Below are 15,722 nucleotides of genomic sequence, written 5' to 3' on the forward strand. Positions count from 1 at the left end.
GACACCTCAAAGGCACCGCGGTGCCAGTCCCATTCGCTGGCATTGTCGCGCCACTGACCCTGACGGTGGTCCTTGCCATGCCCGTGGGGACGGTCGCCGCCGCCGACGACAGCCTCCTGACAAGAGCCGCCGAGGCCTACCGTAGCGAAACCCTGTTCTACCAGCCTCAGAATCGCGACGCCTCGCTCAGCGGACAGCAGTGGCAGACGCTGTGGCGGCGTACCCGTGAGAACGGCGTCGACACCTTGATCGTGCAGTGGACCCAGTACGGCGAAGAGACCTTCGGCGGCGCCGATGGCTGGCTGTCCAGCGCCCTGGTCGACGCCGAACGCCAGGGACTCGAGCTGATTATCGGTCTCTATCAGGACCCCGAGTACTACGAAACCCTCCCCGACAACGCCCGCTTCCGTCACTACTGGTACCAGCAGTTGGCCAAGGCCCACGCGCGACAGCAGCAGATCCAGCGCCAATGGCCACTGACGCCGGTGGGCTGGTACCTGCCGGAAGAACTCGATGACTGGCTGTTTCGTGAACCCGGCGTACGCCAGGAACTGACGCGCCAGTTGGCCAGCGCCAGCCAACAACTGACGGGCCCGCTGCACCTGAGCATGTTCAGCGGAGGCTTCGTGACGCCAGGGGTCTACGCGGCCTGGGCCGAGGACATCACCGAAAGCGGCTGGCAGGTGTGGTGGCAGGACGACGAAGGCGCCCGCAACCTGGATCCGCCCATGCGCCAGGGCTACCGCGACGCCCTGAGCTGTCGCATCGGCGTCGTCCGCGAAGCCTTCGCCCGCACCAGCGCGACCGAATCCGACTTCCAGGCAATGCCCGCACGCCCCCGTCAGCGCGGCAGCGACTGCCATCCGGACGCGGTCTTTTCGCTGCGCTACATGCCCTGGGCAGAGGCGCTACGCCAAGGCCCACCTGGCGCTCTCGCTCAATAAAAAACCCCACCGGGGGGGTGGGGTCGAATCGACAAACAGCAACCAGGATACGCGTGATCATTTGAGCCCATCGCGGCTCAGTTGCCAGCTCCCTGGAAGGGGTACACAGGGCCCAGCGCGAGGAGGGACGTCAGCTCGTCCAGCGCCGCCAATGTCTCCTCGGCGAGCCTGGGATCGGCCAGGTCTTCCGGTGCCAGACGTTCGCGGTAGTGACGCTCGACCCAGGCGACCAGGTCGGCGTAGAGGGCGTCGTCGAGCAGCACCCGGCCGGACAGCGCCTCGCGCTCGGCCTGGCTCAGCACCACCCTGAGCCTCAGGCAGGCCGGACCACCTCCGTTGCGCATGCTCTGCTTGACGTCCTTGACCACCACCTCGCCGATCGGGTTGTTGCCGGCCAGCAGGTGATCCTGGATGCACCGCCACACCGCCTCACGCTCCTGACACTCCCCCGGCACCACCAGGGTCATGCTGCCGTCGTCATTGGACAGAAGCTGGGAGTTGAACAGGTAGGAGGCCACCGCATCCTCGAGGCTGACCGCCTCAAGCGGTACCCGCACCGGAATCAGCGGCGTCGACATCTTCTCGCGCAGTGCATCGAGGGTGGCCTCTTCGTCACGGAAGGCCAGCTCGTGGTAGAGCAGCACCGAACCGTTGCCCACAGCGATGACGTCATTGTGGAAGACCCCGGCATCGATGGCGTCGGGATGTTGCTGGGCGTAGACCACCTGATGCTCGCCAAGTCCGTGCTGACGGGCGATGGCCTGGCTGGCCTCCAGGGTCTGGCGGGCCGGAAAGCGACGCGGCTCGACGCCGTCACCACCGAAGGCCTGACGCCCGTAGACGAACAGGTGCACCCCTGGCTCGCCGTGCTCGCCGCACAGCCGGGTGTGGTTGGCCGCGCCTTCATCGGAGAACGCCGGCGTCGCCGGCAGCACCGGGTGATGGGCGAAGTGGGCGGGATCGGCGAAGATCGCCGCCAGCACCCGACCGGTGGTCTCCGGCTCCAGAAAGCGGTGGAAGCTCGACTGCAGGTTGGCCGGGGTGAAGTGCACTCGACCGTCAGCGGCATCCAGGCTCGGCGTTACGGTGCCGGCGTTGGCCGTCCACATGCTGGAAGCGGAGCACACCGCGCGCAGCAGTTGCGGCGCCTGGCTGGCGGCCTGGGCCAGCACCTGACCGTTGTCGCCGGCAAAGCCCAGCGAGCGCAGCGCCCCCAGGTCAGGGCGCTGCTGCGGCGGCAGCACGCCCTGCACGTAGCCCGCGTCCTTCAGCGCCTTCATCTTGGCCAGGCCCTGCAGCGCCGCCTCGCGGGGGTTGGACACCAGGCCACCGTGGGACATCGACGCCACGTTGCCGTGGGCCAGCCCCGAGTAGTTGTGGGTCGGCCCCACCAGGCCGTCGAAGTTGACCTCGACCACGTCCCGCTGGCTCATATCGCTCACAGGCTCACCCCCGGCGGCAGCTTTTCAGGCAGATTCAGGGCTTCGCTCTCCACCGAGGCGACCGGGTAGGCGCAGTAGTCAGCAGCGTAATACGCACTGGGGCGATGGTTGCCGCTGTCGCCGACGCCGCCGAAGGGCGCGTCGCCGGAGGCGCCGGTGGTCTGGCGGTTCCAGTTGACGATACCGGCGCGGATGCGCAGCAGGAAGTCGTCCCAATCGGCCCGCTCCCCACCGATCAGCCCGGCGGACAGGCCATAGCGGGTGTCATTGGCGAGTGCGATGGCGTCGTCCCAGCTCTGGTAGCGGTAGACCTTGAGCAGCGGCCCGAAGTGTTCCTCGTCCGGCACCTCGACCCCGGTCACGTCGACGAGTCCCGGTGTCAGCAGGCTGGTGCCCGGCTCGACCTGGCGCATGCGCGACAGCACCTTGCCACCGCGAGCCTCCAGGTCTGCCTGAGCGGCGAGCAGCCCTTCGGCCGCCTCGACGCTGACCAGACCACCGTAGAACGGCGCCTCCTCGGCAAAGGGCTCGGCCACGCGCAGGCGCTCGATGGCACCGCTCAGGGCGTCGATCAGGCGATCACCGGCCTCGCCCTCGGGCACGATCAGGCGGCGGGCGCAGGTGCAACGCTGGCCCCCGGACAGAAAGGCCGACTGCAGGATGGTCAGCACCGCGGCGTCCTCGTCCGGCACGTCCTTGACCACCAGCGGGTTGTTGCCGCCGAGCTCCAGCGCCAGCACCTTGCCCATCTGGCCGGCGAACTGCTTGTGCAGAAGGCCACCGACCTTGGCGCTGCCGGTGAACAGGAGGCCATCGATACCGGCATCGGCGGACAGCGCCTGGCCGACCTGTGCCGCGCCCTGGACCAGGTTGATGACGCCCGCCGGCAAGCCGGCCTCGAGCCAGCACTGCAGGGTCAGGTCGGCGGTCAGCGGGGTCTGCTCGCTGGGCTTGAACACCACGGTATTGCCGGCCAGCAGCGCCGGCACGATATGCCCGTTGGGCAGATGGCCGGGGAAGTTGTAGGGGCCGAATACCGCCATCACGCCATGGGGGCGATGGCGCAGTACCGCTCGGGCGTCGCCCAGGTCACGCTCGCGCTCGCCGGTACGTTCCTCGCGGGCACGGATGGACAGCGCCACCTTGCCGATCATGGCGCCGACCTCGGTGCGTGCTTCCCACAGCGGCTTGCCGGTCTCGTGGGCGATGCTGGCCGCCAGGTCCTCGCGGTGGCTTTCAAGCACGCCACGGAAGCGCTCGACCAGGGCTTCACGCTGCTCAAGCGAGGTCAATGCCCAGTCGGGAAAAGCCTTGCGTGCGCTGGCAACGGCCTGGGCGACCTGCTCGGCTCTGGCGGCCTTGCCCTGCCACAGCTCGGCGCCGGTGATCGGGTCGAGCTTGGTGAAGGCCTCGGCGTCGCCGGACATCCACTGTCCATCGATAAGCAATTGTTGTGTGGGTTGCATCACGCCTCCTCGTCGGAATTCAGCACGCGCAGGGTGTCGCCGGAGGCGACCTCCAGCCTGCGCGCCTCGTTGTCATTGAGCACCAGCACGCCGTCGGCGTCGGGACCACGCCCGACCCAGGCGGCACGGAAGTCGGCCATGCGGGTGGTCGCCGCCAGCCACTGGGGCCGCTCGGCGCTGTCGGCGTTGGGGTCGACCTCGACACGCACGTGTCGCGACAAGCGCACGCCCTTGACGTCGTCGATGTAGGCCTCGACCGTGGGACCGCCGTCGAAGATGTCGATATAGCCTTCCCAGCGCAGCCCCTGCTTCTTGAGCATGGCCAGGGCCGGGCGGGTGTGCTCGTGGACCTGACCGATGCAGGCACGCGCCTGCTCCGAGAGAAACGGCGTATAGATCGGGAACTTGGGCATCAGCTCGCCGATAAAGCTCTTCTGGCCAAGGCCGGTCAGCCGATCCGCCTCGTTGAAGTCCATGGGGAAGAAGTTGGCCCCCAGGCAGTCCCAGAAGGCGCTGCGTCCGTTCTCGTCGAAGCGTCCGCGCATCTCGGCCAGCACCTTCTCGGGAAAACGATCGCGAAACTCGGCCATGAACAGCCAACGCATCATCGACAGCAGCGCGCCGTTGCGCTGATGGCGGCGATCGGCACCCCGGAACTCCGGGCGCAGGAACAGCGAGGCGACCTCGGCGTCGCCGGTGTGATCCGAGCTCAGAAACAGCGTATCGACGGTGCGATGCAGGTCGAGCTGCTTGGACGAGTGCGCCAGGGTGCCCACGCGGTAGTGATAGAACGGAACTTCACGCCCGACCTGCCCTTCGATGGCGCAGCAGCCGGCCAGATGCCCGCTCTCCTCGTCCTCCAGCACGAAGAAGTAGAGACGCTGGTCCACCGGGGTCTGCTCGTTGAACGCGCTCGTGGCGGAGGCGATCTTGTCCGCCAGAAACTCGCGGTTGTCGGGAAGGGAGGTGAAGCCGACGCCGGTCTCCCGGGCCAGCGCCTGGAGTTCGTCCAGGTCCCCTTCCATGATCGGTCGCATGCGCATTACAGCTCTCCCTCGTCGTAGCCCGGGTCGAGCCCGTCATCGCTCAACCCCAGCGGCGCCGCCAGCACCGCACGCCCTTCTTCCACGCCCAGCAGTTCGGCGTGGGCCGGCGACAGCATCAGCTGGCCGGTGGGCGACAGCGCGTAGCGCGCCACCGTGCAGCAGAAGCCGTCCAGGCGCTGGTTGGCGACCATCGCAGGCTCGGCGTCGGGTAGAGCGTGCTCGGGGCGGATGCGTACCGGGTGCCAGGCGGCGCGACGGAAGGACTCAAGCCGCATGCGATCGCCCTTGATCACCGGGCCTGCGTCGAACAGGTCGACGTGGCGCGAGCGCAGGAAGCCCTCGGCCAGCATCTCTTCCAGCGCCGCCTCGTGGGCCGGGTGCTCGCGCCCGATGGCCGCGCGCGCCTTGGGCGTCAGCAGCGCCAGGTACAGCGGAAACTGCGGCATCACCTCGGCAATGAAGCTCTTCGAGCGCACGCCTGCGATGTAGTTGATCTCGTGGTAGTCGCGCACGAAGAAGTGGCGACCGACACTGTTCCAGAACGGCGACTCGCCGTCGTCGTCCAGATACCCCGGGAAGGCCATCGCCAGCACCTCGGCGAAGCGCTCGGGGTACTGGGCGATGAACATCAGCCGGGCGCGGCGCAGCAGGCTCTCGGCGCTGGTGCCCTTGTACCGCGGATCCAGCGACAGCGCGCACAGCAGGCTGGCGTCCGAGACCTCATGGGACAGCGCCAGGGTCGGCACCTCACGGCGAACATTGAGCTGCTGCGAGGCGTGGATCAGGGTTTCCTGGCGATAGGTGTAATACGCCTCGTTGGCCCCGGCCAGGGCGCGGATGGTCGCCGTACCGACCACCTCACCCCGCTCGCGATCCTCGAGCACGAAGGTGTAGTGCTCGTCGCCGGGCACCTCGGCCTCACTGGCAAACGCCCGCTGGGAGCGCGCGATGCGCTCTTCCAGGCGATCACGGTGGGCCGGCAGGTTGGTCAAACGTGGCTGGGCGGAACCCGCCAGGCGCTCCAGCGCCGGCAGGTCACCTAGCCGCACAGGGCGAACGGCCAGCATCGGATGCCCTCCCGTCAGCTCATGTTGATCGGCACCTTTCACGACGCGCTGACCATCCGTGCGATGGCGCGTTCGAGACGCTCGAGTCCCTCGACGATGTCGGCCTCGGGAATCACCAGCGACGGCGCCATGCGCAGCACGTTGGGGCCGGCGATCAGCGCCATCAGACCTTCCTCGATGGCCAGCGGCAGGATGTCCTTGGCGCGACCTTCATACTCGGGGGCCATCTCGGCACCGATCAGCAGTCCCATGCCACGAATTTCCTTGAACACGCCGTGCTTGCGGTTGATCGCTTCCAGGTGCTCGCGGAACAGGTCGTGACGCTTGGCGACGCCACCGAGCACTTCCGGCGTGTCGATATGACGAATCGCCGCCAATGCCACCGCCGAGGCCAGGGCGTTGCCGCCGTAGGTAGAGCCGTGGGTGCCCAGCACCAGCACCGGGGCGACGCGATCGGTGGTCAACATGGCGCCCACCGGGAAACCACCGCCCAGGCTCTTGGCACTGGTCAGGATGTCCGGGGTGATGCCGTAGTCCATGTAGGCGTACAGCGAGCCGGAGCGGCCCACGCCGGTCTGCACCTCGTCGAACACCAGCAGGGCGTCGTGCTCGTCGCACAGGTCACGCAGGCCCTGGAGGAACTCGGGCGTGGCCGGCACGATGCCGCCCTCGCCCTGCATCGGCTCGACCATGATGGCGCAGGTGTCGTCGCCGACCAGTTCGCGCACGCTGTCCAGGTTGTTGAACTCGGCGTGGAGCACGCCTCCGGGCACCGGCCCGAAGCCCTGGGAGTACTTGGGCTGGCCACCCACGCTGACGGTGAACAGGGTGCGACCATGGAAGGACTGACGGAAGGAAATGATCTTGTCCTTGTGGGCCCCGTGCTTGTCATGGGCCCAGCGACGCGCCAGCTTCAGTGCGGCCTCGTTGGCCTCGCCACCGGAAGAGCACAGATAGACCTTGTCGGCGAAGGTACGCTCGGTCAGCTCCCGGGCCAGCTCCAGTGCCGGCTCGTTGGTGTAGACGTTGGACAGGTGCCACAGCTTGTCGGCCTGGGCCTTGAGGGCCTCGACCAGCACCGGGTGGCAGTGACCCAGCGAGTTCACCGCGATGCCGCCGGCGAAGTCGATGTACTCGCGGCCTTCCTGATCCCACAGACGGCTGCCTTCGCCGCGCACCGGGATGACCTTCTGAGGAGCGTAGTTGGGCACCATGTACTGGTCGAAGTCGGCACGGCTCGGGGTATGGCTCATCGGGGATCTCCGCTGTGGTTGGCGTTGCCCGTCGTCGGACGGGAGCGCGCAGTTTGCGCGCTACTGCAAAGCATGAAATGGATCGATGCTTCGAGTATAGGGACGCCCTCGCTCCACGGCTTTCAGCAATGGGACCCGCTTTTTCACAAAGCTCTGTCCTTGCGCCCTGCCCTTGCACCATCGTCATGACGCCTACCCAGGCTTCGTCTAGGCTGAAGACTCCCGCAGGACCTGACCCGATCACTACCACCTCCAGGGGCTCCGCCATGCTCAACACCACCGTCTGGAACCGCTGGCGCTATTCGCTTTATGCCCCCGTCTACGACACGGTGGCCCAGCGTACCTTTGCCAGGGCGCGGCGGCGCGCTCTGAATCAGGTGTGCTGGCAGTCGGGGATGAAGGTACTGCTGGTGGGGGCCGGCACCGGCCTTGACCTGCCGTGGCTACCGCGAGACCTGGAGATCCACGCCAGCGACCTGTGCCCGGCGATGGTCAAGCGTCTCAAGGATCGCGCCTGTCGGCTTGGCATCGACGTCGAGGCCAGAACCATGGACGCCGAGCGGCTGGACTACGCCGACAACAGCTTCGATGTGGTGGTGATGCACCTGATCCTGGCGGTGATGCCGGATCCGGCAAAGGGGCTCGCCGAGGCCCATCGCGTCCTCAAAGGCGACGGCCAGCTATGCGTGATGGACAAGTTCCAGAGCGACGAGCGGCCCTCGGGACTGGCGCGCAGGGGACTCAATCTGCTGACATCCGCCATCGCCACCGATATCACTCGCCAGGCCCGGCCATTGCTGGACCAGGCAGGCTTCATCATCGAACAGGACACTCCGGTGATGATGGGCTCGTTGTTTCGTGCGTTGATCGCCGCCAAGGCCGACCACGCCGAGCCTCGACCAGCGAAACCGCGACCAGCAGAACCTGGGCCTACTGAACATCAGTCCGGCTGAGCCTGCGTCCACTGGCGATGCTGGCGGCGCCACCGGGCAGGCGTGTCGGCTTCAAAGCGCTTCCACAGCCGGCGCAACTGGCGTTCGTCGCTCACCCCCACCCGCTCGGCGATGTCTCGCGGATGTCGCTGGCGCTGAAGGTTCGCGCTCCCCGCTGCATGGCAAAGGTCAGGGTCGCTTCACTGACGAAGTCCACGGCGTATCCCAGATCGGAGGCCACCCTGGTGGTGGTCTCGCAGCACTGCTCGGTGCGAATACCGCTGATCCATAGCCGAGACACCCCTCGACCGCGTAGCCAGCGGTCCAGCCCTGTATCGGTGAAGGCGTTGTGGGCGGTCTTGTAAAAGGTCACATCAGCGGGGTCTTCGAAGCCCTCCATGGCTCGGGTCAATCCATTGTCGGGATCAAAGGCGCCCTGGCTTCCCGGCTCCGTATGGATGATTCGCACCATCAACATGCCTGCCTCGCGTGCCAGGTCGATCAAGGAGCGCTGAGCTTCCGGCCAATCACCGAGTCGAGTGGCATCCCAGTAGGGGCGCGCGAGAAACGAGGCCTGAACATCGATGACGAGAAGTGCTTTGGTCATGGCCAATCTCCAGCAAAGGGGGGAGATTGCAGACTAGGGCTTGTCTGAAAAGTGCCTGCGCTCGGTAATACGGCGTTAAAAATCGGATCAACATGCTCATTTACACCCCGTAAACTGCGCTTTCTCACCGATTTTTGCCTTGTCTAACCTTCGCTCGTCGACTTTTCGGACAGCGCCTAGTGCCCCGCAGCAGCGATGCGCAGTACAGGGCCGGCCCTGAAGGGGGCAGATTCGGACATGACGTGACTGTCGAGGATTCCGTCTATCGGCATCAGCATAGGAATCGGTATCCGCTGCCCTGCCCTGACCTTTCCCCCATCAATGGACGAGCGCTGGATACCAGCAGACCGCAGCAGCGTAGCCACGGTTGAGCGTGTCATGAACGCAGGAGCATTCGAACGCAGCATCCTTCAAGCGCTAAAAAGGCTCACCTGAGTGAGCCTTTCACGTAGCGGTCGCGAGACGCGACAACACTGCTGCCGTCTTTGCTGACGACTTACATATTCGCTTCCTGGAACGCCGCGATGGTCTCGCGCAACAGTTCCTTCAGCTCTGCAACCTCCTGCTCGAGGGCTGCAATCTTGGCCTGGCGCTCTGCGCTTTCGGCATTCTCCTGGATCCGCTGCATGTTTTTCTGCAAGGTATCGGAATCCATCGCGAAGGCTGAGCCGACGGCCATCATCGAGACCAGCGCTGCAGTTGCCAACATCTTGGTTTTCATGTCTCTCTCCTCGTTTTCGTCGAACATCCTTCGACCACCTGTCCTGACCGCCGCCCCTGGATGGCACTGCCGGGTGGTGGCAGGAAGCGGGAATCAACCAACGTTAGTGAAAGCCAAGGTGCGTCACGGCCACCGACAGGTAGGCGCTTCGACGACCACTCCCGAGCTCTTCCGCCGGACATCCAATGTCACGCTTCAATCGCTCTGCAAGACCGCGTCCCTGCGGCCAGTGAGCCAATCCTTCGACTCAAGTCCTTGAGGCGCTCGGTCCATGAACGTCCACCTGTCGGCGAACAGGCATCGATATCCGTTCGAAAAACACTGTTCACAAATCGACAAGATCAATCTAAAGGGCACCATTTCAGCACGCAACCGACGCTTGCTCTGCATGACCAGACTTGCACAGTCCGAACATTGGTTTGACCACTAGCGCTTTTGGCTGGCGGCATCTACCCAGCGGAAACCGCCAGCGTATTGATGCCCACCGTCTTGTCACAACCAACCCAAAGAGTGCTTCAAACCCGCAAGGCAAGACGGCGTCCCTGCCGCTATAGATAAGGGAGTCATCAAGATGAGCACACCTTTTCTATCGCCTTACCGACGTTTCCCTTCACGCTTGCATGTCCTTTTGGCTGGTTCATGCGCTGCCAGGGCGATCCTCTCGAGTTGCAGCGCGAGCACCCTTTACGTCAGCGTTCTAGCGTGTCTTTCTCCAGCTTGTGTTACTGGGACTCTTCCAGGCTCTCTACGGTCATTTGCAGCAGGTCCTTGAGCTCAGCCACTTCCTGCTCCAGGGCCTCGACCTTCTGCTCTTCAGAGACTTCGGTGCTGCGCTCTTCGATTTCCTGCATGCGCTTTTGCAGGGTGTCGGAGTCCATGGCATAGACACTGCCAGCGGCAAACATGGAGGCCATTACTGCGGCAAAGATCATTTTGGTTTTCATGTCACTCTCCTTGGAGTCGTCGATAGTGTTTCGACGTTGAATCGTTCTGATATTTTGTGCGTTATCGAGCATCCCTTGGGATCATCTTCCTGGACGCGCCGACACTCTGCCCTCTACTTCTACCTTCGGTCTAACCACTTTCCGTCTTTCCGACTCTCGTCGTAACGTTTTGTTACCCGGCAACATCAAATCTAATCGGCATCCCTCATATTGGCAATTGCAAATATGTCCATCTAATCATTCAGGCACAATATTCGTTTAAGCTGCTGATTTAATTCACCCAAACTTCTTGATTGGAAAGGTGCGCCGACACGGACTCTTGCGCCCACACACCTTGGTAGCCATGTCCTCCACCAGCGCCCCTTCACAAAGGGACCAGGCGCGGAGCGGGCTTTCCAGCCCGGGAAAGCCACATTCCCGAGACCGAAAAGCCCTTTCATTTCTATGCAGCATCAGCAACCAGAGCGTCGTCCTGAGCATGCTGTGCACTGCGCTCTGCACTCACCGCCTGCCAGGCTGAGCCGGTGATCACCAGCGATGCGCCGAGCAGTACCAGATCCTTGGCCAGGAAGCCTCCGAACAGGGACGGGAACGCCAGCGTGTCACCGGACAGGCTGCTGACGTGCAGCACACCCGGCGTGGTCAACAGGAAGCTGGTCGTTGTCAGAAAAATCACGCTTGCCAAGGCGCCACCCACCAGGCCGGCTTTTTTCGAGATGGGATAGGCGGCTACCAGCAGGCCGACGATAATCTCGGCGGTTCCGATCGCGGCCGATACCTGATTGACACTGGCGACATCATAGAGCCAGGCCATCAGTGGCGAACTGGCCACAATGCCCTGGATCGCTGCAGCTTCATCGGGGTGATACTTGAAAAAGCCGATCCAGAAAAGAATGGCGACGACGCCATACAGGGCCACATAGAAACCCAGTCGAGAAATGGTGGTGTGGTTCATGTCTAACTCTCCGTCTTCACTTTTTTAGTTTGCGTGGATGGCATCTTGACGCTTCCACTTTTCTGCTACCGTTTCATTCACGCTTCGTTCGAATATGCACAGAATTCCGACCTCAATAGCGGCAGGCTTCCGAGCAACTCGTCTGTTGTTCATGGTGGTTGGTAGGTGTTACCTGCGACTTTCTTACACGCCTTCTTCATTTTTTTTCGTCCCGGGCCGCTATCGACACGCCCATCGACATTCCCGGGACGAAAGCAGAGCCATTTGCTTGGCCGTTGCCTGACCTCAGCCAGCGGACAAGCCGTAACGGCTCCAGGAGTTACGGTATCTATGTAGCATTTATTGGAGATTCCTTACGTGCCAATGCTGTGCCGGTCTATGCACTCGGCGACGCAAAAGAAGGAAATACGCCAATTGTTAGCGGGTAGGCACATCGGGCAGTGAACGGTAGAGATAGCAAGAGGCGAAACGATAGGACGACAGAAGCCGGGGAGAAAGGAGCGAGAAAGGAGCGAAAGATGAGCGAGAGGAGTCGTGCTGGAGATGATGTAGAGCGCAGAGGCGAGTGGAGCGCGTGCAGACGGAACGAGTGGAGGCGAGGCTAGAAATGCGGGAGTGAGCAGGGGCGAAGCGAGAGGGTCGGAGCGAGAAGCTGAAACGCGACGGAGGGGAGAAGCACGGTGAAGACAGCAGCCGTTACCCTCAGGACCAGACCATTCCGACAAGCGTCGCTCATCAAGGCCTGAAGACGTACCGGATACAGAAAGCCTCGAGCGTCAGCCCAGTCGCTCTTCTCTCGGGGTCATGCCGAAGTGGTTGCGATAGGCCGTGGAAAAGTGGGCGGCAGAAGAAAAGCCGGTCTGCAGGGCGATCTCGCCCGCGGGCTGGTCGGTGTCGCGCAACATTCGACGGGCCTTCTGCAGGCGCAGGTCCAGATAATAGCGGCTCGGCACCGACTTCAGGTACTTCTTGAACAGCCGCTCCAGCTGACGGCGAGAGATTCCCAGATGCTCGGCGAGTTCATGGGTGGACAGCGGCTCCTCGATGTTGGCTTCCATCAGCTGGACCGCCTCGACCAGGCTGTCCGGCGCATGGGCCAGGCGAGAACGCAGGGGGATCTGCTGGGGCTCGTCCCCCATGCGGATGCGCTCCATCACGAAATACTCGGAGATACGAGTGGCAAGGCCTGAGCCGTGGTGGCTTTCCACCAGGGTGATCATCATGTCCATGGCGGCGGTCCCCCCACCGCAGGTGATCCGGTCGCGGTCGATCTCGAACAGCTGCTGTGACAGGCGCACCCTGGGATGGGCCGCCGCGAAGGCCTCGAAACGCTGCCAGGGTAGCGTTGCCTGGTAGCCATCCAGCAGGCCCAGCCGGGCCAGGGCTTCGGTGCCACCGCCGATACCGCCAAGCACCACCCCGGACGCCGCCAAACGCCTGAGCCAGGCGGCCAGGTCATCAGGAATGCCCCCCGGCAGCTTGGCCGGACCACACACCAGCACCATGTCGGGTTGCGACTCCGCCTCCCCCAGCGCGGCGCGTGGCAACACCGTCTGCTGGGAGGCGCTGGTAACCGCGTCGCCGCCACTGGCGTAGCTGGTCAATCGATACAGGGTTCGCCCGTGCAGCAAGTTGGCCACGTGCAGCGGTTCGGTGGCACAGGCGTGCGCCAGCAGCGAAAACCCCGGCATGACCACGACCCCGACCTGTCGAAGCAAATCCGGCGAACGTGTTGTGCTGACGGTGTGTGGCATGGGGGGTCTCGAGGAGTGTGCGCGAGGCATATATTACGCCACTGATCTGCGAGATTCAGCGCCCATGTCCGTTGCGCATGGGCTACACCAGGTCGACACCCACGGCAGCTGGCTTCACATCGAAGGAGGCCGCGACCTCTCGGTCGCGGCCTCCTTCATCGCCGAACGGCAGTCCTCTGGTTTACAGCTGCACCACGTCGAACTCGGCGACAGGATCGACGTCGGCGTCGTAGTCGACGTCATCGCGCTCAAAGCCAAACAGCTTCAGGAATTCGTGCTTGTAGCCGGCGTAGTCGGTGATGTCGAACAGGTTGTCGCTGGTCACCTGGGGCCACAGGTCCTTGCACGCCTGCTGGACATCGTCACGCAACTCCCAGTCGTCCAGGCGCAGGCGCCCGACGTCATCGGTGGTCGCCTCGCCGCCGTAGAGGCGCTCGCCGAACAGACGATTGAGCTGATCGATGGTGCCTTCGTGCAGACCCTGCTCCTTCATCACGCGGTACACCATGGCGATGTACAGCGGCATGACCGGAATCGCCGCACTGGCCTGGGTCACCACGGACTTCAGCACCGCCACGTTGGCGCCGCCACCGCTCTGCTTGAGCGAGTCATCGATGGCGGAGGCTGCCCGGTCCAGGTCTTCCTTGGCCTTGCCAAGGGCGCCGTGCCAGTAGATCGGCCAGGTGATCTCGGTACCGATGTAGCTGAACGCCACACTGCGAGCGCCGGGTGCCAGCACGCCGGCCTCGGACAGCGCCTCCATCCACAGTTCCCAATCCTGACCACCCATGACGTCGATGGTGTCGGCGATCTCCTGCTCGGTCGCCGGCTCCACCTGGGCTTCGATGATGGTGTCCTTGTTGGTATCGATGGCGGTAGCACGATAGGTCTCGCCGATGGGCTTCAGGCAAGAGCGCTTGAGCTCGCCGGAATCGGGCAGCTTGCGCACCGGGGAAGCCAGCGAGTAGACCACCAGATCGATCTGGCCCATGTCGGCCTTGATCAGCTCGATCGCCTTGTCACGCGCCTCGTGGGAGAAGGCATCGCCATTGATGGACTTGCTGTAGAGCCCTTCTTGCTTGGCGAACTTGTCGAAGGCGGCAGAGTTGTACCAGCCCGCCGTGCCCGGCTTCTTCTCGCTGCCCGGCTTCTCGAAGAACACCCCCAGGGTATCGGCGCCGTAGCCGAAGGCCGCGGTGACGCGCGCGGCCAGACCGTAGCCACTGGAGGCGCCGATGACCAGCACCTTCTTGGGCCCTTTGGATGCATCGAGGCCGCGCGCACGGGTCGCCTCGATCTGCTCGAGGACGTTCTTCTCGCAACCGACGGGATGGGTGGTGGTGCAGATGAATCCGCGTACCTTGGGCTTGATGATCACGACAGACCTCTTCGTTACTCGCGGCTCCCGAGGGAGAGCCATCCAATGTGTAGAGCGTGGTCGCGATATTCTAGCGGCACAGCGCCGCCCTGTCCGCCTTTGTGCACATGCCCCTGACTTCCCGCGCTTTTCCTTGCCGCGCATTGCGCCTGAACACACCAGGGCCCTGTCCGGCTCTGCTGGCGATCGCGTCGCTCTCTTGCCCACCGGCACGGGGTCGGGCAGGATGCTGCCCACCGCTTGAGGAGACCGCCCGATGGATGCACAGACCCTGGTCGATGAACGCGGCGAGCTGTGGCTTGCCCTGGCGCCCATGTGGCTCGAACGCGAGCCCAGAGAGTCCGACTATGCGCGGATGGTCGAGGTGATCGAGCGCGACGGCATCGCCCTCAAGGACCTGGAATGGGTCTTTCGGATCGAGCTGGCGCCGGTATTGTCGCGTCAGCAGATGTCGGTCGCCGGTGAGTGGCGCAAGTTCGATGACCACCAATTGATGCGCCGTCTAGTCGCCCACAACCTTCGCCTCAAGGGCTGGCGACGCAAGTTCTGGGCGCTGTTCTCGGGCCTGACCACCATGATGGTGCGCCATCGCTACAACGAACTGGTGGAACGGCTGGTGGTGGCGCGCGGAGGAGACATACGCTGAGCGGGAGAGAGGTCAGGATTCGTCCAGTGCCCGCTCGAGGTCCAGCATCATGGCGTCGCCCCCATCGCGAGGCCCATAGCGCTTGAGCACACGGCCATCTCGGGCGACCAGAAACTTGGTGAAGTTCCACTTGATGGCGCGCGTCCCCATCCATCCTGGGGCTTCGGCCTTCAGGCGTTTGAACAGCGGATGGGCCTTGGCGCCATTGACCTCGACCTTTTCCATCAAGGGAAAGGTGACACCGAACTCACGCTCACCGAAAGCGCAGAACTGCTCGGCGGACTCCGGCGACTGCCGTGCGAACTGGTTGCAGGGGAACCCGAGCACGGTGAAGCCGCGCTCGCGGTGTTCACGATAGAGCGCCTCCAGCTCCGCCAGCTGAGGGGTGAAGCCGCACTTGCTCGCCACGTTCACCACGAGCAGCACCTGGCCACGCAGGGCGCGGAGGTTGAAGGGCTCGCCGCTATGGGTGCGGCACTCGACATCATGCAGGGTCATGGGATGAACTCGCGCTTACTGTCTTCACGATGACATGCCAGACGTCATTGCGCCAGTCGCAACGCCCTG

The 15,722-nt window shown here is 63.9% G+C and carries 15 protein-coding genes; 3 read left to right on the plus strand and 12 right to left on the minus strand.

Annotation, left to right across the window (positions count from 1 at the left end):
* Positions 1 to 20: 20 nt before the first annotated feature.
* The gene (locus EBB56_RS03840; RefSeq protein WP_221621133.1) at positions 21 to 944 is read left to right on the plus strand and encodes a DUF4434 domain-containing protein; all 924 of its coding nucleotides are present in this window, start codon (positions 21 to 23) and stop codon (positions 942 to 944) included.
* Between the two features lie 77 nt (positions 945 to 1,021).
* Here the strand turns inward: EBB56_RS03840 and astB are convergent, their stop codons facing one another.
* From astB to EBB56_RS03865, 5 genes are read right to left on the minus strand one after another with little or no spacing between them, the layout of a single operon-like run.
* Positions 1,022 to 2,377, minus strand: a complete 1,356-nt coding sequence (astB, locus tag EBB56_RS03845; RefSeq protein WP_108131607.1) for an N-succinylarginine dihydrolase — start codon at positions 2,375 to 2,377, stop codon at positions 1,022 to 1,024.
* Positions 2,378 to 2,382: 5 nt separating this feature from the next.
* On the minus strand, positions 2,383 to 3,852 hold the full coding sequence (astD, locus tag EBB56_RS03850; RefSeq protein WP_124802855.1) for a succinylglutamate-semialdehyde dehydrogenase: 1,470 nt from the start codon (positions 3,850 to 3,852) through the stop codon (positions 2,383 to 2,385).
* A complete protein-coding gene (gene astA, locus EBB56_RS03855) occupies positions 3,852 to 4,895 on the minus strand; it encodes an arginine N-succinyltransferase (protein ID WP_045990904.1) in 1,044 nt (347 codons plus the stop codon). Before astA ends, astD begins: the two co-directional genes overlap by 1 nt.
* Positions 4,895 to 5,965, minus strand: coding sequence for an arginine N-succinyltransferase (locus EBB56_RS03860; protein ID WP_108131271.1), 1,071 nt, complete (start codon positions 5,963 to 5,965; stop codon positions 4,895 to 4,897). The genes astA and EBB56_RS03860 overlap by 1 nt, the downstream gene beginning before the upstream one ends.
* Positions 5,966 to 6,003: 38 nt before the next feature.
* Complete coding sequence (locus EBB56_RS03865; protein ID WP_108448006.1) at positions 6,004 to 7,218, minus strand: aspartate aminotransferase family protein; 1,215 nt, start codon at positions 7,216 to 7,218, stop codon at positions 6,004 to 6,006.
* A 266-nt stretch (positions 7,219 to 7,484) separates the two neighbouring features.
* Between EBB56_RS03865 and EBB56_RS03870 the strand changes: the two genes are divergently transcribed.
* On the plus strand, positions 7,485 to 8,171 hold the full coding sequence (locus tag EBB56_RS03870) for a class I SAM-dependent methyltransferase (RefSeq protein ID WP_124802857.1): 687 nt from the start codon (positions 7,485 to 7,487) through the stop codon (positions 8,169 to 8,171).
* Between the two features lie 91 nt (positions 8,172 to 8,262).
* Here the strand turns inward: EBB56_RS03870 and EBB56_RS03875 are convergent, their stop codons facing one another.
* From EBB56_RS03875 to fabV, 6 genes are all read right to left on the minus strand, one after another.
* On the minus strand, positions 8,263 to 8,757 hold the full coding sequence (locus tag EBB56_RS03875) for a cysteine hydrolase family protein (protein WP_124802859.1): 495 nt from the start codon (positions 8,755 to 8,757) through the stop codon (positions 8,263 to 8,265).
* Positions 8,758 to 9,253: 496 nt separating this feature from the next.
* Positions 9,254 to 9,478, minus strand: coding sequence for a hypothetical protein (locus EBB56_RS03880; protein WP_124802861.1), 225 nt, complete (start codon positions 9,476 to 9,478; stop codon positions 9,254 to 9,256).
* A gap of 722 nt (positions 9,479 to 10,200) precedes the next feature.
* Positions 10,201 to 10,422: a hypothetical protein gene (locus EBB56_RS03885; protein ID WP_124802863.1), complete on the minus strand. Its 222-nt coding sequence runs from the start codon at positions 10,420 to 10,422 to the stop codon at positions 10,201 to 10,203.
* 442 nt (positions 10,423 to 10,864) lie between these two features.
* Complete coding sequence (locus EBB56_RS03890; protein WP_045990897.1) at positions 10,865 to 11,377, minus strand: DUF417 family protein; 513 nt, start codon at positions 11,375 to 11,377, stop codon at positions 10,865 to 10,867.
* A gap of 776 nt (positions 11,378 to 12,153) precedes the next feature.
* Positions 12,154 to 13,131: a GlxA family transcriptional regulator gene (locus EBB56_RS03895; RefSeq protein ID WP_181248576.1), complete on the minus strand. Its 978-nt coding sequence runs from the start codon at positions 13,129 to 13,131 to the stop codon at positions 12,154 to 12,156.
* Between the two features lie 181 nt (positions 13,132 to 13,312).
* Positions 13,313 to 14,509 carry an enoyl-ACP reductase FabV gene (fabV, locus tag EBB56_RS03900; RefSeq protein WP_045990896.1) on the minus strand — a complete coding sequence of 399 codons (1,197 nt, stop codon included), beginning with the start codon at positions 14,507 to 14,509 and terminating at the stop codon, positions 13,313 to 13,315.
* A gap of 256 nt (positions 14,510 to 14,765) precedes the next feature.
* On the opposite strand from fabV, the gene EBB56_RS03905 reads away from it, so the two are divergent.
* The gene (locus tag EBB56_RS03905) at positions 14,766 to 15,155 is read left to right on the plus strand and encodes a hypothetical protein (protein WP_108131267.1); all 390 of its coding nucleotides are present in this window, start codon (positions 14,766 to 14,768) and stop codon (positions 15,153 to 15,155) included.
* Between the two features lie 12 nt (positions 15,156 to 15,167).
* Here the strand turns inward: EBB56_RS03905 and EBB56_RS03910 are convergent, their stop codons facing one another.
* A complete protein-coding gene (locus EBB56_RS03910) occupies positions 15,168 to 15,653 on the minus strand; it encodes a glutathione peroxidase (protein ID WP_045990894.1) in 486 nt (161 codons plus the stop codon).
* Positions 15,654 to 15,722: the final 69 nt, after the last annotated feature.

This window comes from Halomonas sp. YLB-10 (assembly GCF_003856855.1).
Taxonomy (GTDB): Bacteria; Pseudomonadota; Gammaproteobacteria; order Pseudomonadales; family Halomonadaceae; genus Halomonas; species Halomonas litopenaei.